Here is an 18,263-nt window from a genome sequence, read left to right on the forward strand (position 1 = left end):
AGAGGCGTCTCCGCAATAGTGGCTGATGACGGGCTTGTACAGCTCAACGACACACCTTACAGTAGATACCAGCGAAGTTCAGCTGAATTTCAGTTGGTACCTGAAGTCGGGAGCCGGCCATGAGCACTTCAGCACACGGAACGCCGCGACACCGCACCATCCTCGCTGTGGACGTCGAAGGCTCGACCGACCGGAACAACACCGGCCGCGCAGAACTGCGGGACGTGTTGTACGACGTGGTGGACCGGGCGTGCCTGGCCGGAGGCATTAGGCAGGCCTACCGCGACAAGTTCGTCGACCGAGGAGACGGGCTGCTCTGCCTGGTCCGTCCGCTGGACCAGGTTCCGAAACCGGTCCTGCTCGCGACGGTGGTGCCGGCATTGAGCCGGTTGGTCGCCGACCACAACGCCCGGAAGCCGGAGTCCGCCTTCCGGCTCCGGGTCGCAGTGCATGCCGGAGAAGTCCACAGCGACCCGCGAGGCCTGTACGGCGAGGACGTCGACATCGCCTGCCGGCTCGTCGACGCTCCCGAGCTGAAGCGTTTCCTCCGTGAGTCCAGCGGACCGGTCGTCCTCGTGGTGTCCCAGGAGATCCACCGCTCGGTGGTGCGCCACGGCTACCCCGGGATCGATCAACGCGCGTTCACCCAGGCCGTGCACGCCAAGCTCGGCGCCGAACGCCTCCGCGGCTGGCTCCACCACCCGGCCGCGGCACAGCCCGGCGAAGAACTCACCGCATAGCCCGGCCGCCCGAGGGAAGGCAGCCATGACAGCGGAAAACCGCAGATTCTGGGAACTGCTTGGCGACACGGGCCGCGAGACGTTGACTGCACTGGCCGAGCGGCGAGTGGTCAAGCAAGCCCAGCGGTTGTGTGCCGAGGGCACTCGCTCCAGCACCGTGCTCGTGGTGCTGTCCGGCGACGTCCGGATCACCAGCGTGACCCCGGACGGGCGTGAGGTCCTGCTGGCGGTTCGCGGCGCGGGTGACCTCGTCGGCGAGCTCGCGGCGATCAACAGCCGGCCGCGTTCGGCATCCGTCGAGGCACTAGGGATGCTCGAAGTTCTCGAGGTCCCGGGCCATCGCTTCACCGCGTTGTGCCACCGGGACCCGGTGGTTTGCTGGGCGGTGCTGCGGGTCACGGCGGACCGGCTGATGCACGCGGACAAACACTGGCAGGACGTGAGCGGCGGATCCGGCCTGCGACGGGTCGCGGCCCAGCTCGTGCAGCTGGCCCTTGAACGCGGGGTCCGACGAGGCGACGACGTGGACATCGCGGTTCCCGCGACACAAGACGAGCTCGCGATGACCGTGGCCATGTCCCGCACATCTTGGGCCCGCGCGACTCGGGATCTGCGGCGGCAAGGCGTGATCAGCACAGGCCGACGGCAGGTGACCATCCACCGCATGGCCGAACTTCGACGACTGGCGAGCTGAATCCCCGGTCTCTGTGTCAGCTGACACAGAGACCGGGGCCGGCCGGAGGTTTGCTGGATCCACCGAGGAGGAGGGCACTCATGGACCCCTACACCACCCCACCGCGCCCCAGCCGCTGGCGCCGTGGCGTCTACGCGGCCGGACTGGTCATCCCGTTCACCGCTTCCCAGCTGTGGGCATTGCTGGTGCTGCTGCGGCTCGCCCCGCTGGACGGGCTGGTGGGGCAGGCCTTCGCGCTGATCCTGGCCGGGTCCGCCATCGCGATCTGGGCGGGTTGGCGCTGGACCTGGCAGCTGGGCCGCGACCGCGACCGCCGTCCCGAGCCGGCCCCCAAAGACCGGATCCCGACATGACGCCCGGGCTGGCGATCGTCGCGGCCCTCGTGCTCGGCATCGCCGCCGGACGCCTTTCCCTTCACCTCGGCGGATTCCTCCGCCGCCGCCTCACCGGAAGGAACACACCAATGCGCACCACCACCCCACGGCCGTCGTTCGCCGCGCGGCTCTACCACTGGCGCTGGGAGATCCTGGCGGTGACGCTGCTCCCCTATGCCGTGGTGACTTTCGCGCTGTGGGCCGGCGCGCTGTGGGCGCCGGTGCTCTTCGCCGCCGCGCTCGGCGTCGGCGTGCTCCGGCGCCGCCAGGTCGTCACGCGACTCCAGGCGATCCGACTTCAGCACCGGCTGCGCGCGGCGTTCCCGCTGCTGCGTTTGCCGGGTGGGCGGCTGCCGGTGATCCTGTGGTCGCGTCCGCGCGGCGGTGACGTCGTGGTGTCGCTGTACGGCCGCGAGGCGTTCGAAGACCTGCACCGCCATCGCACCGTGCTCGCCGCGGCATGCGGGACGCCAGAGGTGTACGTCGACCGCCACCCGAAGTACGCGAGCCTCGTGACTCTGACGATCAGCCCGACCGAGGTCCTGCGCGAGCCAAGCCGGTCCGTGCTGCCGAGCAACGTGGTCCCGCTCCGCGTGCACAGCTGAGCCGAGCCGGTTCCGGGGACGGGGTGGCGACCACATCGACCAAGTCGCCACCGCGCCGGAAACCACGCCTTCTTCGGCCGGGATTTTCCAGGCTGTCCGTTCCCCCGGGCGCGATCGCCAATAGGACCTCGGCCCACAATGCCCCGGGCGAACCGGCCGGCAGCAATCGGTCGGTGGCCCGGGCACCCGGTTCGCCGCGTACCCGGACCACACCGTCCGATCGCCGTTGCCGGCTTCGCCCTCACCCTTCGCAACCGCCTCCGCGCCCTCACCCGCCGCCGAAACCCTCTTCACCGAACACGGCGTCGACACCGTCACCATGGACGACATCCCCGGCCACCGCCGGCGGCGGCAAAGGCACACCTCTGCCGCCGCTTCGGCGGCAAAAGTGGCCTCGTCGTGGCCCTGCTCGACGAGCGCGATCTCCAGGACCGCCTCCTTCACCGAGGCCTACATCGGCTTCCTCACCCCGCGGCTCGACCTCGTGCTGCTATCGGAAACCGCTGGTACCGGCGCCCACGCCCACTGGCACCCCACCTCGCTCAAGCTCGCGACCGGCGCACAGGAAGCGCACAGGGCGATCACACGATCACCAAAGCGGGACCCGCGACCGTAAGACGCATGACAGCCACCGCCCCCGCATCGCGGCCCGGGACCGTCCCGGTCGATCTCGCCGGGCCGCAGCCCGTTCTCGACGTCGTCATTCCGGTCTACAACGAAGAGGCCGACCTCGAACCGTGCATCCGACGGCTGCACGCGCACCTGGCCGAACACGTCTCGTACCCGTACCGGATCACCATCGCCGACAACGCGAGCACCGACGCCACGCTGCCGGTGGCCGAGAGACTTTCCCGCGAGTTCCCCGAAGTCGCGGTCCACCACCTCGACGAGAAGGGCCGCGGCCGCGCGCTCAACGCCGTCTGGCAGGCCTCCGACGCCGCCGTCCTCGCCTACATGGACGTCGATCTCTCCACCGATCTCGCCGCGCTCGGGCCGCTCGTCGCTCCTCTCCTGTCCGGGCACTCCGATCTCGCCATCGGCAGCAGGCTCGCCCGGGGGGCGCGAGTCGTGCGGGGGCCGAAGCGCGAGTTCATCTCCCGGTGCTACAACCTGATCCTGCGCTCCACGCTCGCCGCTAAGTTCAGCGACGCGCAGTGCGGCTTCAAGGCCATCCGCGCCGACGTCGCCCGCGAGCTGCTGCCGCACGTCGAGGACACCGGCTGGTTCTTCGACACCGAGCTGCTCGTGCTGGCCCAGCGCGCCGGGCTGCGGATCCACGAGGTGCCCGTCGACTGGGTCGACGACCCGAACTCTTCGGTCAACATCATCAAGACCGCCACCGCCGACCTCAAGGGCATCGCGCGCGTCACGCGGGCGACGTTCACCGGCGAGATCCCCATCAGCCGGCTGCGGGAACAGCTCGGCAGGCAGCCGATCGGCGTCGAAGCCCCCGGGGTGCCGCCGCGGCTGGTGACGCAGCTGGTGCGGTTCGCCGCGATCGGTGTCAGCAGCACGCTGGCCTACCTCGTGCTGTTCCTGCTGCTGCGGACGGTCGTCGGCGCGCAGCCGGCGAACTTCGCCGCCTTGCTGGTCACCGCGATCGGGAACACCGCGCTCAACCGCCGGCTCACCTTCGGCATCCGCGGGCGCGCCGGCGCCGGGCGCCACCAGTTCGAAGGGCTGCTCGTGTTCGGCCTCGGGCTCGCCCTGACCAGCGGCTCGCTCGCCCTGCTCCACGGATCCACCACCCCTGGCCTGGTCCTGGAGATCACCGTGCTCGTGCTGGCGAACCTCGCCGCCACAGTGCTCCGGTTCCTGCTCCTGCGCGGCTGGGTGTTCAACCCGCGCCGCCAGGCCGCCACCCAGAAGGAGTTCTGATGACCGCCGTCCTGCCCGCCCCGGTGTCCGAACCCCGGCACCGCAAGGAATCCACCGCGCACGCGCCGCCGCGCTGGGTGCGTCCGGCCGTGTTCGGGCTGCTGGCCGCGACCGCCGTGCTGTACTTCTGGAACCTCACCGCGTCCGGCTACGGCAACAGCTTCTACGCCGCCGCCGTGCAGTCCGGCACGCAGGACTGGAAGGCCTGGCTGTTCGGCTCGCTCGACTCGGGCAACGTGCTCACCGTCGACAAGCCGCCCGCCGCGCTCTGGGTCGGCACGCTCTTCGCGCGCATCTTCGGGTTCTCGAGCTTCACCGTGCTGGCCCCGCAGGCGCTGATGGGCGTCGCGTCGGTCGGCATCCTTTACCTGGCGGTGAAACGCACCGCGGGTCCGGTAGCCGGGCTGATGGCGGGCGCGCTGCTGGCCGTGACGCCGGTGGCCGCGCTGATGTTCCGCTTCAACAACCCGGACGCGCTGCTCGTGCTGCTCATGGTCGCGGGCGCCTACTTCGTCGTGCGGGCCACGGAAAAGGCGAGCCCGGGCTGGCTCGCGCTGGCCGGCGTCGCGATCGGCTTCGGCTTCCTGACGAAGATGATGCAGGCGTTCCTGGTGCTGCCCGCGTTCGGTTTGGCGTACCTGATCGCGGCGCCGACGTCGCTGGGCAAGCGATTGCTGCACCTCGCCGGCGCCGTGGCGGCGCTGGTCGTTTCGGCCGGCTGGTACATCGCGCTGGTCGACCTGTGGCCGACGGCGTCGCGGCCCTACATCGGCGGGTCCGAAGGGGACAGTCTGCTCGAACTCGCGTTGGGCTACAACGGGTTGTCGCGCATCTTCGGCGGCGGTGAAGGCGGTGGGCCCGGCGGTGGCGGCGGCATGGGCGGCGGGAACACCGGGTTCGGTGGCGCGTCCGGCCTGTTCCGGATGTTCGGCTCGAGCTTCGGCACGGAGATCTCGTGGCTGCTGCCCGCCGCGCTGATCGGGCTGGTGGCCGGGCTCTGGTTCACCCGGCGCGCGCCACGCACCGACCGGACGCGCCTGGGACTGGTGCTGTGGGGCGGCTGGCTGGTCGTCACGGCGGTGGTGTTCAGCTACATGAGCGGCATCGTCCACCCGTACTACTCGGTCGCGCTCGCCCCGGCGATCGCCGCGCTGGTCGCGATTTCCGGCCGCGCGCTGTGGCAGGGCCGCGACAACCTCGGCCCGCGGGCGACGCTCGCCGGCATGGTCGTGGTCACGGCCGTGTGGTCGTTCATCCTGCTCGACCGGACGCCGGACTGGTTCCCGGCGCTGCGCTGGATCGTCGCGATGCTGGGCGTGCTCGTCGGCACGGTGCTGGTGATGGGTGTGCCGTCGGTGCGGCGCGCGGTCGCGGTCGTCGCGGCGGCGGTCGTGCTGACCGTCGGGGTGTCGTCGGCCGCGTACGGCGTCGAGACGGCGTCGGTGGCGCACAGCGGCTCGATCCCGACGTCCGGCCCGACGTCGAGCGCGATGGGCGGCGGCCCTGGCGGCTTCGGTGAGGATTCGTCCTCGAGCGCGGTCGGCGAGCTGCTGGCCAAGACGACGACGAAGTGGGCCGCGGCGACGACGGGTTCGCAGAGCGCGGCCACGCTGGAGCTGGCGAGCGGCAAGGCGGTGATCGGCATCGGCGGCTGGAGCGGCTCCGACCCGGCCCCGACGCTGGCCGAGTTCAAGGCGTACGTCGCGGCGGGCGAGATCAAGTACTACATCGCGGGCGGCGGCATGGGCGGCGGTCCGGGCGGCGGCTCGTCGGAGATCACCGAGTGGGTGACGGCGAACTTCACCGCCACCACGGTCGACGGCCAGACGGTCTACGACCTGCTGGGCTGAGTTCCGGGCAAAGCCTCGGGTTCGTGCAGAGCCGGGGCCGCGCCCGTCATTCCGGCAGATCCCGGCTTTCAAGAACCACCGTGTTGTAGTGGGCACCACCGACCACGGTGGTGCCCACCAAAGCTTCGAAGTGCCGGGAACGCCGTTGGCGATGGAGAAATTTCCGATCCCCCAGCTTCTCGGCCGCCGCGGCTGTCCCATGACCCCAACAGCCCGCCAAGATGACGATGTCCGAGTTGTCCGGCGCCAGCGGGTTCGCGGCCCGGATGATCAAGGCGAAATCGTTGGTGGGATCACCGTGTGCGTCGTACTGCGGCACCCACAGCCGACCGGACCGTCGATCACGCACCGCTGACTCGCCGGACTTCGGATCATCGGTGAATTCGTACGAGATCGTGTCGCCTAGCTTGTCCATCATGATGGAAGTCACAGAGTTGCCTTCCGGTCCGCAGATCAGGATCAAGTCTGACGTCAGATCCGCTGACCTCAGCTCCTTCGCTTCGACGATCTTTCCGGAGAAGCCGAGCTTCCTCTGCTGCTCCTCAATCGCCACGAGCGCAAGGATGTCGCCTTTGCCCACCATGCCCGACTTTTCCCAGCTAAGCAGTGATGCGGAGTCCGGCGTGCCCAAGACGATGAGTGGCCGACGCCTTCCCATCGATTTCCAGAACTTGCGAGCGCGGAACGATCGCACACGCCCCCGCACCTGCGACGCGAACCACACCATCGCTCCACCTATGGCGGCAGCGATCAAGTTGATCAACACTTCTGGAGAAGCGTGGACGACCCAGCTGACCGGATCCCCGCCAGCAGCGAACGCGGGCATGTCGCCTCCACCATCCCTCATCCAAGGCCGAGATCGTGCTGACGGAAGTCGCTGGGGGCGGGAAGCCTGTTACTCCATCGGCTTCAGGTGGTGCCTGACGTCGCCGACGAGATCCACCGTCACCCGCCGCTCGGTGAAGCCCCATTCGCCCGAGCGGCGGGTGAAGCCGTCTTCGTAGCGGCCCGCCGCGATCGTCTGCAGCGGCAGGCCCGGAACCGCCTGGAGCACGGTGAAGTACGCCCGGGCACTCGCGGTGTCCCCCGAGACTTCGAGCACGACGTTCGTCGTCACGTGCTTGGTGCGCGGGGTGCCGTCCTCGTACACGATCACCGTGTCCCGCAGCATCCGCTCGACCGCCGCCGCGCCGCGTGCCACGCCGCCGCTGCCGGCGAACGCGCCCCCGGCGAACAGCTCGCCGACGCCCGTGAAGTCCCCCGCGTCGACCAAAGCCGCGTACGTGTAGATCAGGTTTTCCAGCGCCCGGTAGTCGTCCACGGCGGGGATGCTACGGCACAGGAAAGTCTCAGACGGCCCACAGGTTCGGCGCGGATCATGGAGGTCAGAGGGGATGAGGAGGCCGCGATGAGCACCACACGACCGGGTTACCCGCGCTGGCACACCGCGAGCGCCCAGGGGCCGCGCTCGCTCAACGCCGACGCCGTGGGCGCGTACGCCGCCGCCGGTGGGCCGGGCATCGTGTTCGCCCTCGCGGACGGTGTCGGGGACGATCCCGCGGCCGCCCGCTCGGCGCGCACCGCCGCCGCGGCCGCCGCGCGCACCGCCGTCCACAAAGGACCGGTCGAGGCCGTGCTGGCCGCGCAGCGGGCGGTGCGCGAGCAGACCTCCGGCGACGCGGTGCTCGTCGTCGCGATGCCGGCCGAACACGGTGGCTACCGCATCGCCTGGGTCGGTGACGCCCGCGCGTACGCCTGGGACGGCACGACGCTGCGCCGCCTGACCACCGACCACACGCTGGCCGAGTACTTCCGCGCCCGCCACCAGCCGGTCACCCCCCGGATGGAGCACGTGGTGACGACCAGCGTCCGCACGACGAAGCCGGCGGAGATCGGCACGGTGGAGACGTCGAGCGCGGGCCTGCTCCTGACCAGCGACGGCGTCCACAAGCCGCTCACCGGCAGCGGCATCCGCGCGGTGCTCGCGCAGCCGGGCCAGGGCGCGGCGGAGCTGGTGGAAGCGGCGCTGGCCCGCGGCGGCTCGGACAACGCGACGGCCCTCTACGTCGAACCCCTGGAGGCCGTCAGCACGACGGTGCGATTTCCCACCGCCGCCTAACGCTCCCGCCTGAGCTGCCGGTACTCGCGCAGCACCAGCACGATGATCACGACGTCGAGCGCGGCGAAGAACGGCAGCGCGATCGAGTGCGTGTGCACCGCCCGGAAGATCTCGTAAGCGACGAACGCGGCGAGGACCAGCGCCGCGACCGGGTACGCGCGGACGATCTTGCGGGCCAGCGCCCAGACGAGGGCGAGCTTGATCAGCCCGTGCGCGAGCAGGTAGACGACGGCGAAGGTCTTCGTGTCGCCGTGCAGGAAGTTCTCGGTCGCCGATTCGAGGTGCCGCGCCAGCGTGCCCGACGGGTCGCCCAGCAGGTCACGGGTGATCACCGCGTGGGTGAACCCGCTGACGGTCGATGCCGGGATGAACGCGAGGATCAGCGCCCCGACGACCTGCAGCCCGCCGTCGAGCCCTTTGAGTGCGATCGCGACGCGGAAGAACTTCTCGGTCGCGCTCGTCTTCGCCTCAGCCATGCCCCCAGCTCAGCACGAACGCCAGGTCAGCGCACCTGGAGACACCGTTCGCACCGTTCGTGCCGAGCTGTCCGACCTGAGGGGTCGGTGCCGTAGAAGGGGAAGCACGCCGCGCCGCAGACGGCGAGGAAGATCGGCCCGCACCGGAGGGGGTGCGGGCCGACCTGGTGGGCGACGGCCAGTGCGCGCCGCCGTGCGCCCGCTTCGGGGAGCCAGCCGTGGTCCGGGATGGTGGCTCGGACCTGGATGTCGAGCTCGTCGGCGCGGGTGACGAGGTCCGCGCCCAGGTCGGCGAGCCGTTCCCCCAGGTCACGCAGGATGTCGGGCCGGGGCGCCTCGTCGCCGACCGTGCGGGCGAGCCACGCCAGGTCGACCGCCAGCGAGCCGTGGAGGTCGCGGATGCGGTCGAGCAGCCGCTGGTCCCGGGCGGCGTCGGTCAGCACCGCGCCAGCCACGCTGCCTGGCAGCCGGCGCAGGTCGGGTCGAACCAGTTCCCGCCGAGCTGCGGGACGTCGCACACCGCGACGGTCACCTCTTCCCCGCACAAGGTCTCGAACCGTTCTTCCGGACGCGGCGGGAACGGCCCGTCGAGCGCGTGCCGCTTTCCCTCCGCCTGCTGCCACCTCAACATGGTGACCATTCAATCTGTCCGACCCGGTTGACACCAACACGTCGAGAGGGTGATGGACGCGCTTCGTACTATCGGCCCATGAAAGCGACTTCTTCCACGCCACGTGCTCGCGCGTTGGCGGCAGGGCTGCGCGAAGTACGCGAAGCGCACGGAGTGGGGTTGCGCCAGCTGGCGCGCATCCTCGGCTTCGCGCCGCAGGTGCTGTCGTTGTGGGAGAAGGGGTTGAGGCTGCCGACGGTCGCGGACGTGGCGCTCATCCTCGGTTTTTTCGAAGTGCGCGGCGAAAAGCAGAAATACCTGCTAGAATTGGCAGGGTCGGCACGCGAACCCGACTGGGTGACCGCAAATCTGCCCAGTCTCAGCCATTGCGAACAGGGTGCGACAAGGCTGACGAATTGGGAGATCGGAATCGTTCCCGGACTCCTGCAGACCGCCGACTACGCGCGGGCGATATTCGAAAGTTCGAACCTTTCCGTCAACCAGGTGGATGCGCGGGTCGTGGCGCGGATGGATCGGCAGAAAATGCTCACCGCCCCCGATCCGGTCACACTGCACGCGATACTCGACGAGCGAGTCCTCGCGAGCACGGTCGGCAACGAAGACATCATGTCCGATCAGATGGACCGCTTGCTGGAAACCTCCCGGCTGCCCCACGTCTCGGTGCGGGTTCTCCCCGCCACCGCCGGTTTCCACCCCGGCCGGGTGGGTTCGTTCATGCTCATGGAATACGCGGCCGGGCCGCCGATCGTGCTGCTCGAACACCACCGGTGCAGTGTGTTCCTCTCCGCGGCCGACAAGGTCACTTCATTCCGCAAACTTGCTAAGGTGGTCACCGAGGCGGCGATGAGCGAAGACCACTCACGCGAGCGAATCGCGGAGGCCGCGCGCTAGGAGGAGCGATGGGCACCGCCGGTTGGCGCAAATCCACCCACAGTGGCGACGACACCAACTGTGTGGAGGTGGCGATCGAGCGGACCGTCGGCGTCCGCGACAGCAAGGCGCCGACCTCCGGTCAGCTCACCCTCTCGCGTCAGGCCTGGTCAGCCGCCCTTCGCCGGCTCCGCTGAAGTTTCCGCCCGCACCACATCCTCGGCGAAGGCGATCGCCGCCTTGGCCGCGTCGTCGCCGAAGAGCGGGCCGTTCGCGTACAGGCCGTCGATGATCGTCATGAGGCGGTCTGCCAGCCGCTCGGGGTCGTGCGCCGACGTCTCCGCCGCCAGCTCCCCCAGCTTCGCCCGAGCACGCACCAGATGCGCCACCGCCACCCGGTGCGCCGGGTGCCGCCGGTCCGGGAACTCCGCCAGCGTCGCCCGCAGCGCGCACCCGCGTGAGCCGGGCTCCGTCGCGCGCACCCCGGCCGCGCGCACCAGCTCCACCAGCCGCTGCTCCGGCGTAGCCGCCCGGACGCCGGTCACCAGGCGGTCCCAGTCGGCGACGCGCCGGCCCAGGTACGCCACGACCAGGTCGTCCTTGCCGGCGAAGTGCGTGTAGAGCAGGCTTTTGCCGCAGTCGCACTCGTCGATGATGCGTTGCAGCCCGACGGCGTGCACGCCGTGCCGGTCGAACAGCCGGGAAGCGGTTCCGAGGATGCGCTCACGGGCGTCCGGCGTCGGCATGCGGGGGATCGTAACGGCCTCCCCGGGCGCCGGGGAGGCCGTTACGCGATCACATCGCCGGCGGCGCCGACTTCGTGCCCCAGTCCGTCGGGGTGTCACTCAGGCGGAACTCGATCTTGCCCGCGCGGAGCAGGTCCGCGTGCGAGATCCAGCTGCGGTCGTAGCCGCGGTGTCCGATCCGGACGTCCTTTGTGTACTGCAGCTTGGCCGCGCTCGCGCCGGGCGCCTCGATCTCGATCTTGCGGCCGCCGGCCGGGCGGATCTCGACCCTCTCGAACATCGGCGTGCTGAGCAGGTACGTCCCGGAGCCGGGCTGAGCCTCGAAGACACCGGTCATGCCGAAGATGAGCCACGACGAGATGGTGCCGAGGTCGTCGTTGCCCGGCATGCCGTAGGGCGTGTCGGTGAACAGCGTCCGCGCGGCGCGCATGACCGCCGACGTCTTCCACGGCGCCCCGGTCCAGCTGTACATCCAGGGCGCGTGCAGGTCGGGCTCGTTGTTCGGGTTGAAGGCGAAGTTGTTGTGGTAGTCGTAGGCGCCGTGGACCCACGAGTCCTTGGCGGCCTTCGCCGGGTCGGTGAGCAGCAACGGCATGTCGAAGAAGGTGTCGAGCCGCTGCTCCGCCTCCGCCGGACCGCCCATCAGGCCGAACAGCTTCGCGGTGTCCTGCTGGGCGAGCCACTGGTACTGCCACGGCGTGCCCTCGTGAAAACCGGTGGACTGGGCGGGGTCGGGGTCGCCGACGCCGGTGCCGTCCGCGGCCTTCGTGCGCGGGAAGCCGGTGAAGCCGTGGGATTCGACGCCGGTGTCCCACAGTTTCGCGAAGTTGCCGCAGCGGGCCTCGAGCGTCTTGGCCTTGTCGCGGTACCCGAGCCCCTGCGCCATGGTGGACAGCGCGCAGTCGGCGAGGGCGTACTCGAGGGTCGCCGAGCCGGCCTGGCGGGTGTCGCCGTAGGTGTAGCCCGGGAGGTCCTGGTAGCCGATCCAGCCGTTCTTCACGTAGGTCGGGTTGCCGTCGCGGCCGCGGAAGATCGACTGGTCCGCGGGCACTTCGTTGGCGTTGCGCCACAGCGCGTCGAAGAGCTGACGCGCGGTGCGGTCGTCGAGGATGCCGCGGCGGTAGTTGTCGACCACCCACGGCGTGACGGGGTCACCGCTCATGACGTTCGTCTCGCCGCCGGCGAGCGCCCAGCGCGGGACCCAGCCGCCGTCCTGGTAGACCTTGAGGATCGACTTGGTCATGTCCGCGGCCTTGTCCGGGTGCAGGAGCGCGACCAACTGGTTCTGCGAGCGGTAGGTGTCCCACAGCGAGAACATCTGGTAGTAGGTGTCCCGGCTGCGGTGGACGGCGTCGTCGAAGCCGCGGTAAGAACCGTCCACATCGGACCCGACGGACGGGTGCAGCAGCGAACGGTAGAGCGCGCTGTAGTAGGTCCGCTGATCGGCGGTCGTCCCACCGGCGACGCGCATGCGGTTCAGCTCGTCGGCCCAGGTGTCGTGGGCCTGGTTCCGGGCCCTGTCGAACGAGCGGGGCTGCTCGGCCGCGCGGTTCAGCCGGGCGCCGTCGACGGAGGTGTAGGACAGCCCGACGGAGGCGCCGACCTGGCTCTTGTCGCTGCCGAAGGTGAGCCAGGCGCCGGTGCGCTGGGAGCCGAGCTTCGCGTCACGCTGGTTCGGCGTGAGCTTGTTGTCGGTCCAGGTGCCGAAGCTCGTGAACTTGCGGTCGAACTTGGCGCTGAAGAAGACCTTGTAGCGCTCTTTCTGCGTCTCCCAGCAGAAGTTCCCGCCCTGCAGCCACCCTTCGACGGTGTCATCCCCGACGACGTGGACGTCGCCGGCGTAGGTGTAGCCGTTGCTCTCGCCGACCTCGATGAGGACGTTTTCGCTGGTCGCCGTGTCGGGGAAGGTGTAGCGGTGCTGGCCGGTGCGCTGGGTGGCGGCGAGCTCGGCTTGGATGCCGTTGTCGAGCTTGACTCCGTAGTACCCGGGGCTGCGGGTCTCGTCGGCGTGGCTGAACTTGGCGCCGTACTGCGCGGGATCACTGCTGGTGACGGCGCCGGTGGTGGGCATGAGCCTGACGTTGCCCATGGTTTGACAGCCGACGCCGGAGAGGTGGGTGTGGCTGAAGCCGAGGGTGGTGTCCTGCGCGTAGTCGTAGGACGCGTACTTCTTGAGCTGGGTGTCCGGGCTGAGCTGGACCATCCCGAAGGGCGTGGTGGCACCGGGGAAGGTGGTGCCGTCGCCGTTGTTCCCGATCGAGGTGTCGACGAGGGCGGTCGGATCTTGGGCGAATCTGACCTGCGCCTGGGCTGGGGTCGCGAGGGCCATCGTGGTGGCGCCGGCGAGCAGGGCGGCAAGGACGCGCGTTCTCATGCGTCTCCTTCTGACAACGTTGTCACATACACGGTGGGATCTTTTCCGTTGTCCGGTGGACAAATCAACCCCCCGGCCCAAAGCGCCCCAATGTGGCCTTGGTTGCGTCTGACGCACCGAAGGCCACATTGGGGCGCTTCAGACCAGGTGCGTCACTCGCCCACCCAACAACGTCGCCGTCACCGGCAACGTCCTCAAATCCCCAGCCGACAACCCCGACGGGTCCGCCGCCGTCACCATCAAATCGGCGACATCTCCCACCGAAACCCCCCGACGCCCACCCGAAGCCGCCGCCAGCGCATCCACCAACGGCAAAGCCTGCTCCGGATGCCAAGCCGGACGCTCGTCATCCGTCCGGAACACCGCCGAAGCGATCCCGTCCCAAGGATCCAACGGCGCGACCGGCGCATCCGAGCCGAACTCCAGCCGAGCACCCGAAGCGAGCAACGAACGATAGGGAAAAGCCCGCGAAGTCCGCCCCTCCCAATAAACATCCGCGACATCCCGATCATCCGGCTGGTGCGCCGGCTGCACGGCCGCGATCACGCCCAAAGCCGCGAACCGCGCGACATCAGCCGAAGACAGCAGCTGCGCGTGCTCGATCCGGCCGGGACAACCGACCTGCGCGAAAGCGTCCAGCGCGATCGTGTTGGCCTCGTCGCCGATCGCGTGCACCGCCGGGATCAAGCCATGGGACGAAGCCCGCTCCATCAGCGGAACCAGCGAAGACAACGGAAGCTCGAGCAACCCAGGCGAATCCGTACCAGGATAAGGATCATGGCAGTACGCCGTGCGGGTGTTCAGCGAGCCGTCCACGAACAGCTTGTACGGGCCCACCGTCAGCAGCCCGTCCGAGTCCGGGAGGACGTCGCCCGTTCGGAGGCCGCGTTCGATCGTCTGGTCCAGCAGGTGCCGGGCGATCACGCACGAGACCCGGGCCGCCGGGGTGGCCCGGCGGGTCCAGTCCGTCACCGTGTCCGCGTACTCGTAGTCGACGATCTCCGTCACGCCGCGCGCTGCCGCCGCGGTGACCGCCTCTGTCACCCACCGGTCCTGGACCTCGATCGCCGCCGTCGGGAGCTGGGCTGTCGCGCTCATGCAGTCGTTCTCCAGCAGCACCCCCGTCGGGTGGTCGCGGCCGATCAGCTTCAGCGCCGCCGGGCTCAGCCACAGCGTGTGCAGGTCCGCGCTGAACAACGCCACCGCCCGCCCCGGCAGCGCCCGCTGCAACAGCTCCTTGTGCGGCTTGTCCGGCCAGAGCCCGTCGCGGAAGCCCGCGCCCACCACCAGTTCCGACGGCTGTGACGGCGTCGCGAGCAGGTGCGCCAGCAGCAGCTCGCACGCCTGGGCCGCCGACCGCGCCGCCTCCAGGGGGATCCGGCGGCGGAACGTCGCCCACTGCACCATGTGCACGTGCGCGTCGACCAGCCCCGGCAGCAGCGTCCCGCCGTGCCCGTCGACCAGCCGCGCCGCGAACCCGGGCGAGCCCGGCTCGGTGATCGCCGTGACGCGGCCGTCGTTCACCCGGACGTCGGAAAGCTGCCCGCCGAGCCCCACCCGGACGCGGCGCAGCAGGAGATCATCCATGGCGACCACCATGCCAGCTGACCCCGTCCGGGTGAAGCCACGCTTCAAAGTGAAATACCCGGGGTATTACGACCGTTGTAATCATTGGCAGCCGTCGCCCGCCGAAGGGTCAGGGCCGGTCCATGGGCGCCGCCTTCACAAGCCGCGCAGGGTTCGACTCCCTCGGTTGCCGCTCAGCAGGTCATCCCACCGGGATGTCACGACGTCGCAACGCCGCCAGGCCGCCAATCCCCATCGCGAGAGCGATCGCGCCCAGCCAGAGCACCGGCGCCACCGTGAACGTCCCGCCCGGCAGCCGCGCCAGGTGCTGGAACGGCGAGACGCCCAGCACCACATCGTTCCACCGCAACGCCGAACCGACCAGCGACACCAGCAGGAACGCCCCGAGCAGCCCCCAGGCCGCCGCGGCGAACCGCGGCAGGAAACCGATCAGCAACGCCGTCAGCCCGGCCAGCACCCACACCGCCGGCAGCTGCGCCAACGCCGCCGGGACCAGCGACGCGCCGTACGCCGCGCCGGTCGTGAGACCGGTCACCGCCAGCAGGAACGCCGAACCCAGCAGTGCGAACGTCAGGTGCGCGAGCGCCCAGCCGATCCGGCCCACCGCCGTCGCGAGCACCGGCTCCGCCCGGCCCGCCGCCTCTTCCGCACGCAGCTTCAGCGTCGCCTGCACCGCGTACCCCGCCGCCGCGAGGCCGAACAACGTCATCGTGCCCGCCAGGTACGCGTCCGTCACCGCGCCCCCGCCGCCGACGCGGGAGAACACGTCGGCGACCGCCTGGTTGTCCCGCGCCAGCGATGCGACGTTCTGCGCGACCCCGCCCATCAGCAGCCCGACCAGCGCGAGGCACCCGGTCCAGACCAGCAGCGTCCCCCGCTGCAGCCGCCAGGCCAGCGCCAGCGGCGACCGCAACGACGCCCGCGCGCCGGCCCGCCCCAGCCGGGCCGGCAGCAACGCCGCGCCGAGATCGCGACGCGCCGACAACGCGACGGCCAAGACCACCAGGAGGCCCGTCGCGAGGAGCCCGAGGAGCAGCACCCACCACTGCTCCCCCGCGAACGGCCGCAGCCGGTGCGCCCAGCCGATCGGCGACAGCCACGAGAGCCAACCCGCCGAACCGCTGTCCCCGGCCGCGCGCAGCAGGAACGCCAGCACCAGCACGCCGATCCCGATGCCCCGCGCGCCGCTCGCACCCCACGTCAGCTGCGCGACGACCGCGCCGACGCCGGTGAACACCCAGCCCACCAAGGAAAACCCGAGCCCCAGCGCCAGCCCACCGGCCGGCGGCACCCCCTGAGCGGAAACGCCGAGCCCGACCAGGATCCCGTACCCCAAGCACGCGCCACACGAAGCAATGACCGCGGCCGCCAGCCCGGCGTGCCGCCCGACGACGGTCGCGCCGGTCAGCTCCCGGCGGCCGGCCTCCTCCTCGGTCCGCGTGTGCCGGACGACCGTGAGCAGCGCGATCAGGCCGACGACGACCGGCACGAACCCGCACTGCCACGCCAGCAGGTTGCCTGCCGACGAGCCGTACAACGGCCCGTTGCGGACCACGAACGTCGCACTCGACGCGTTGAGGTCGTAGAACTGCTGCCGGGACGCGGCATCCGGGTACGCCGCCTTGATCGAGGACAGGTAGCCCATCGGCGCGGCCGCCAGGCAGACGACCCACAGCGGCATGAGCAGCCGGTCGCGCCGCAGCACCAGCCGCAGCAACGCCCAGGTCCCGGTCATCGCGCCGCTCCGACCGGCTCGTCGTGCCGGTAGTGCCGCAGGAACAGTTCCTCGAGCGTCGGCGGCCGGCTCACCAGGTTCCGCAGCCCGGCCTCGGCCAGGTGCCGCATGACGTCGTCGAGCGAGGACTGGTCGACCGACAGGTGGACGTGCGAGCCGTACGAGCTCAGGTCGTGCACGCCCGGCAGCGCCGCCAGGTCCGCCGGCACCCGCGCGAGCGACGCGTCGATCGTGATCCGGCCCAGGTGCCGCAGCTCGTCCAGGGTCCCGGACTCGACGGTGCGCCCGGCCCGGACGATCGTGACGCGGTCGCACAGCGCCTCGACCTCGGACAGGATGTGCGAGGACAGCAGCACGGTCCGGTCGCCGCGTTCCCGCTCTTCCGCGACGACCTGCCGGAAGACCTCCTCCATCAAGGGGTCGAGCCCGGACGTCGGCTCGTCGAAGACCAGCAGCTCCACATCGGACGCGAGCGCCGCGACGAGCGCGACCTTCTGCCGGTTGCCCTTCGAGTACGTGCGGCCCTTCTTGCGCGGGTCGAGGTCGAAGCGCTCGATCAGCTCGGCGCGGCGCGCCGTGTCGAGACCACCGCGCAGCCGGCCCAGCAGGTCGATGACCTCGCCGCCGGTGAGGTTGGGCCAGAGCGTGACGTCGCCGGGCACGTACGCGAGCCGGCGGTGCAGCTCGGTGGCGTCGGTCCACGGGTCGCCGCCGAGCAGGGTGGCCCGGCCGCCGTCGGCCCGCATCAGCCCCAGCAGGACGCGGATCGTGGTGGTCTTGCCGGCGCCGTTGGGTCCGAGGAACCCGTGCACCTCGCCGGTGTGGACGGTCAGGTCGAGCCCGTCGAGGGCTTTCACCGCGCCGAACGCCTTGGTGAGGCCGTCGGCGGTGATCGCTTCGGCCATCGTCATTCCTTCCTTCGGTAGGCGGCCAGCGCTTCGCGGGCCTTTTCGAGGACTTCGGAGTCGCCGAGCGGGTTGAGGAACAGGTGCCCGGCGGCCAGGGACATGCGCAGCATCGCTTCGTTCGTGCCCGGCTCCTCGCCGAGCGCGCGGGCGACGTGGTCCTGCAGGATCATCAGCCCGCCGGTCATGGCGGCGAGCGCGGCGGCGACACCTCGCGGGTCGGGCAGGTCCATGCCCTGCTCGCGGAAGTAGGCCTCGGTGCCGTCGACGATTTCGGTGAACTGCGCGGCGGCGGCCGCGGAGCCGTCGACCATCCCGCGGCCCAGGTATCGGCGGTAAAGGAGCTGACGCGTGTCGAACGTCGGGAGGAACCCCGGGTTCGCGCTGCCCTTCGCCAGCACCTCCTCCTTGAACCGCAGGAGCTCGTCGAAGACGTAGGCGTCGCACGCCTCGCGCAGGCCGTCCTTGGAGCCGAAGTGGTGGCGGATCAGGCCACCGGAGACGCCGGCCTCCTCGGCGATGTCGAGGATCGACGTCTTCTCCATGCCGCGCTCGGTGAACAGACGGATGGCGGCGTCCCGGATCCGGGCCCGTGCGGTGAAGTCTTCGGTGCTCATCGGCGTCCTATACGTTCATGTAGTCGACTATACGAGAATATAGCCCGCTACACGCACACATA

General features: G+C 70.2%; 21 protein-coding genes. 10 read left to right on the plus strand and 11 right to left on the minus strand.

Annotation, left to right across the window (positions count from 1 at the left end; translation table 11 throughout):
* Positions 1-119 precede the first annotated feature (119 nt).
* The 7 genes from M8542_RS11265 (at position 120) to M8542_RS11295 (ending at position 6,141) form a co-directional block, all read left to right on the plus strand.
* Positions 120-740, plus strand: coding sequence for a nucleotidyl cyclase domain-containing protein (locus tag M8542_RS11265; RefSeq protein ID WP_257920019.1), 621 nt, complete (start codon positions 120-122; stop codon positions 738-740).
* 25 nt (positions 741-765) lie between these two features.
* The gene (locus M8542_RS11270) at positions 766-1,434 is read left to right on the plus strand and encodes a Crp/Fnr family transcriptional regulator (protein ID WP_257920020.1); all 669 of its coding nucleotides are present in this window, start codon (positions 766-768) and stop codon (positions 1,432-1,434) included.
* Between the two features lie 80 nt (positions 1,435-1,514).
* A complete protein-coding gene (locus M8542_RS11275; protein WP_257920021.1) occupies positions 1,515-1,787 on the plus strand; it encodes a hypothetical protein in 273 nt (90 codons plus the stop codon).
* Positions 1,784-2,413: a hypothetical protein gene (locus M8542_RS11280; RefSeq protein ID WP_257920022.1), complete on the plus strand. Its 630-nt coding sequence runs from the start codon at positions 1,784-1,786 to the stop codon at positions 2,411-2,413. The genes M8542_RS11275 and M8542_RS11280 overlap by 4 nt, the downstream gene beginning before the upstream one ends.
* A gap of 319 nt (positions 2,414-2,732) precedes the next feature.
* A complete protein-coding gene (locus M8542_RS11285) occupies positions 2,733-3,029 on the plus strand; it encodes a hypothetical protein (RefSeq protein ID WP_257920023.1) in 297 nt (98 codons plus the stop codon).
* 5 nt (positions 3,030-3,034) lie between these two features.
* On the plus strand, positions 3,035-4,291 hold the full coding sequence (locus tag M8542_RS11290) for a bifunctional glycosyltransferase family 2/GtrA family protein (RefSeq protein ID WP_257920024.1): 1,257 nt from the start codon (positions 3,035-3,037) through the stop codon (positions 4,289-4,291).
* Positions 4,291-6,141 (plus strand): glycosyltransferase family 39 protein, encoded by a 1,851-nt coding sequence (locus M8542_RS11295; protein ID WP_257920025.1) that lies wholly within the window; start codon positions 4,291-4,293, stop codon positions 6,139-6,141. Before M8542_RS11290 ends, M8542_RS11295 begins: the two co-directional genes overlap by 1 nt.
* Before the next feature lie 46 nt (positions 6,142-6,187).
* Here the strand turns inward: M8542_RS11295 and M8542_RS11300 are convergent, their stop codons facing one another.
* Together M8542_RS11300 and M8542_RS11305 are read right to left on the minus strand one after the other, a co-directional pair.
* Positions 6,188-6,967 carry a hypothetical protein gene (locus M8542_RS11300; RefSeq protein ID WP_257920026.1) on the minus strand — a complete coding sequence of 260 codons (780 nt, stop codon included), beginning with the start codon at positions 6,965-6,967 and terminating at the stop codon, positions 6,188-6,190.
* A gap of 69 nt (positions 6,968-7,036) precedes the next feature.
* Positions 7,037-7,462, minus strand: a complete 426-nt coding sequence (locus M8542_RS11305; RefSeq protein WP_257920027.1) for a nuclear transport factor 2 family protein — start codon at positions 7,460-7,462, stop codon at positions 7,037-7,039.
* An 87-nt stretch (positions 7,463-7,549) separates the two neighbouring features.
* Here M8542_RS11305 and M8542_RS11310 point away from each other — a divergent pair, with 87 nt between their 5' ends.
* Complete coding sequence (locus tag M8542_RS11310) at positions 7,550-8,260, plus strand: PP2C family protein-serine/threonine phosphatase (protein WP_257920028.1); 711 nt, start codon at positions 7,550-7,552, stop codon at positions 8,258-8,260.
* On the opposite strand, the gene M8542_RS11315 is transcribed toward M8542_RS11310, so the two are convergent.
* From M8542_RS11315 to M8542_RS11325, 3 genes are read right to left on the minus strand one after another with little or no spacing between them, the layout of a single operon-like run.
* Positions 8,257-8,736: a DUF2127 domain-containing protein gene (locus M8542_RS11315; RefSeq protein ID WP_257920029.1), complete on the minus strand. Its 480-nt coding sequence runs from the start codon at positions 8,734-8,736 to the stop codon at positions 8,257-8,259. The genes M8542_RS11310 and M8542_RS11315 overlap by 4 nt on opposite strands.
* 26 nt (positions 8,737-8,762) lie before the next feature.
* Positions 8,763-9,179, minus strand: coding sequence for a hypothetical protein (locus M8542_RS11320; RefSeq protein WP_257920030.1), 417 nt, complete (start codon positions 9,177-9,179; stop codon positions 8,763-8,765).
* Positions 9,173-9,367, minus strand: coding sequence for an HC3 family zinc finger protein (locus M8542_RS11325; protein ID WP_257920031.1), 195 nt, complete (start codon positions 9,365-9,367; stop codon positions 9,173-9,175). Before M8542_RS11325 ends, M8542_RS11320 begins: the two co-directional genes overlap by 7 nt.
* A gap of 78 nt (positions 9,368-9,445) precedes the next feature.
* Here M8542_RS11325 and M8542_RS11330 point away from each other — a divergent pair, with 78 nt between their 5' ends.
* Together M8542_RS11330 and M8542_RS11335 are read left to right on the plus strand one after the other, a co-directional pair.
* Positions 9,446-10,258 carry a helix-turn-helix domain-containing protein gene (locus M8542_RS11330; RefSeq protein WP_257920032.1) on the plus strand — a complete coding sequence of 271 codons (813 nt, stop codon included), beginning with the start codon at positions 9,446-9,448 and terminating at the stop codon, positions 10,256-10,258.
* A gap of 8 nt (positions 10,259-10,266) precedes the next feature.
* Complete coding sequence (locus M8542_RS11335; protein WP_257920033.1) at positions 10,267-10,434, plus strand: DUF397 domain-containing protein; 168 nt, start codon at positions 10,267-10,269, stop codon at positions 10,432-10,434.
* Here the strand turns inward: M8542_RS11335 and M8542_RS11340 are convergent.
* The 6 genes from M8542_RS11340 to M8542_RS11365 form a co-directional block, all read right to left on the minus strand.
* Positions 10,408-10,983, minus strand: coding sequence for a TetR/AcrR family transcriptional regulator (locus tag M8542_RS11340; protein ID WP_257920034.1), 576 nt, complete (start codon positions 10,981-10,983; stop codon positions 10,408-10,410). The genes M8542_RS11335 and M8542_RS11340 overlap by 27 nt on opposite strands.
* Before the next feature lie 49 nt (positions 10,984-11,032).
* A complete protein-coding gene (locus M8542_RS11345) occupies positions 11,033-13,357 on the minus strand; it encodes a GH92 family glycosyl hydrolase (protein WP_257920035.1) in 2,325 nt (774 codons plus the stop codon).
* 138 nt (positions 13,358-13,495) lie between these two features.
* Positions 13,496-14,944 (minus strand): amidohydrolase, encoded by a 1,449-nt coding sequence (locus M8542_RS11350; protein ID WP_257920036.1) that lies wholly within the window; start codon positions 14,942-14,944, stop codon positions 13,496-13,498.
* A gap of 181 nt (positions 14,945-15,125) precedes the next feature.
* Positions 15,126-16,679 carry an ABC transporter permease gene (locus tag M8542_RS11355; RefSeq protein ID WP_257920037.1) on the minus strand — a complete coding sequence of 518 codons (1,554 nt, stop codon included), beginning with the start codon at positions 16,677-16,679 and terminating at the stop codon, positions 15,126-15,128.
* Entirely contained in the window at positions 16,676-17,584 is a 909-nt protein-coding gene (locus M8542_RS11360; RefSeq protein WP_257920038.1) for an ABC transporter ATP-binding protein, read from the minus strand. Before M8542_RS11360 ends, M8542_RS11355 begins: the two co-directional genes overlap by 4 nt.
* Before the next feature lie 2 nt (positions 17,585-17,586).
* Entirely contained in the window at positions 17,587-18,201 is a 615-nt protein-coding gene (locus tag M8542_RS11365) for a TetR/AcrR family transcriptional regulator (RefSeq protein ID WP_257920039.1), read from the minus strand.
* Between the last annotated feature and the right edge of the window lie 62 nt (positions 18,202-18,263).

The sequence above is a fragment of the Amycolatopsis iheyensis genome, assembly GCF_024703995.1.
GTDB lineage: Bacteria > Actinomycetota > Actinomycetes > Mycobacteriales > Pseudonocardiaceae > Amycolatopsis > Amycolatopsis iheyensis.

Coding starts and splice junctions, on each gene's coding strand:
- M8542_RS11265 (WP_257920019.1), top strand. CDS start 120: ATGAGCACTTCAGCACACGGAACGCCGCGACACCGCACCATCCTCGCT.
- M8542_RS11270 (WP_257920020.1), top strand. CDS start 766: ATGACAGCGGAAAACCGCAGATTCTGGGAACTGCTTGGCGACACGGGC.
- M8542_RS11275 (WP_257920021.1), top strand. CDS start 1,515: ATGGACCCCTACACCACCCCACCGCGCCCCAGCCGCTGGCGCCGTGGC.
- M8542_RS11280 (WP_257920022.1), top strand. CDS start 1,784: ATGACGCCCGGGCTGGCGATCGTCGCGGCCCTCGTGCTCGGCATCGCC.
- M8542_RS11285 (WP_257920023.1), top strand. CDS start 2,733: ATGGACGACATCCCCGGCCACCGCCGGCGGCGGCAAAGGCACACCTCT.
- M8542_RS11290 (WP_257920024.1), top strand. CDS start 3,035: ATGACAGCCACCGCCCCCGCATCGCGGCCCGGGACCGTCCCGGTCGAT.
- M8542_RS11295 (WP_257920025.1), top strand. CDS start 4,291: ATGACCGCCGTCCTGCCCGCCCCGGTGTCCGAACCCCGGCACCGCAAG.
- M8542_RS11300 (WP_257920026.1), bottom strand. CDS start 6,967: ATGCCCGCGTTCGCTGCTGGCGGGGATCCGGTCAGCTGGGTCGTCCAC.
- M8542_RS11310 (WP_257920028.1), top strand. CDS start 7,550: ATGAGCACCACACGACCGGGTTACCCGCGCTGGCACACCGCGAGCGCC.
- M8542_RS11315 (WP_257920029.1), bottom strand. CDS start 8,736: ATGGCTGAGGCGAAGACGAGCGCGACCGAGAAGTTCTTCCGCGTCGCG.
- M8542_RS11325 (WP_257920031.1), bottom strand. CDS start 9,367: ATGTTGAGGTGGCAGCAGGCGGAGGGAAAGCGGCACGCGCTCGACGGG.
- M8542_RS11330 (WP_257920032.1), top strand. CDS start 9,446: ATGAAAGCGACTTCTTCCACGCCACGTGCTCGCGCGTTGGCGGCAGGG.
- M8542_RS11335 (WP_257920033.1), top strand. CDS start 10,267: ATGGGCACCGCCGGTTGGCGCAAATCCACCCACAGTGGCGACGACACC.
- M8542_RS11340 (WP_257920034.1), bottom strand. CDS start 10,983: ATGCCGACGCCGGACGCCCGTGAGCGCATCCTCGGAACCGCTTCCCGG.
- M8542_RS11345 (WP_257920035.1), bottom strand. CDS start 13,357: ATGAGAACGCGCGTCCTTGCCGCCCTGCTCGCCGGCGCCACCACGATG.
- M8542_RS11350 (WP_257920036.1), bottom strand. CDS start 14,944: ATGGATGATCTCCTGCTGCGCCGCGTCCGGGTGGGGCTCGGCGGGCAG.
- M8542_RS11355 (WP_257920037.1), bottom strand. CDS start 16,679: ATGACCGGGACCTGGGCGTTGCTGCGGCTGGTGCTGCGGCGCGACCGG.
- M8542_RS11360 (WP_257920038.1), bottom strand. CDS start 17,584: ATGGCCGAAGCGATCACCGCCGACGGCCTCACCAAGGCGTTCGGCGCG.
- M8542_RS11365 (WP_257920039.1), bottom strand. CDS start 18,201: ATGAGCACCGAAGACTTCACCGCACGGGCCCGGATCCGGGACGCCGCC.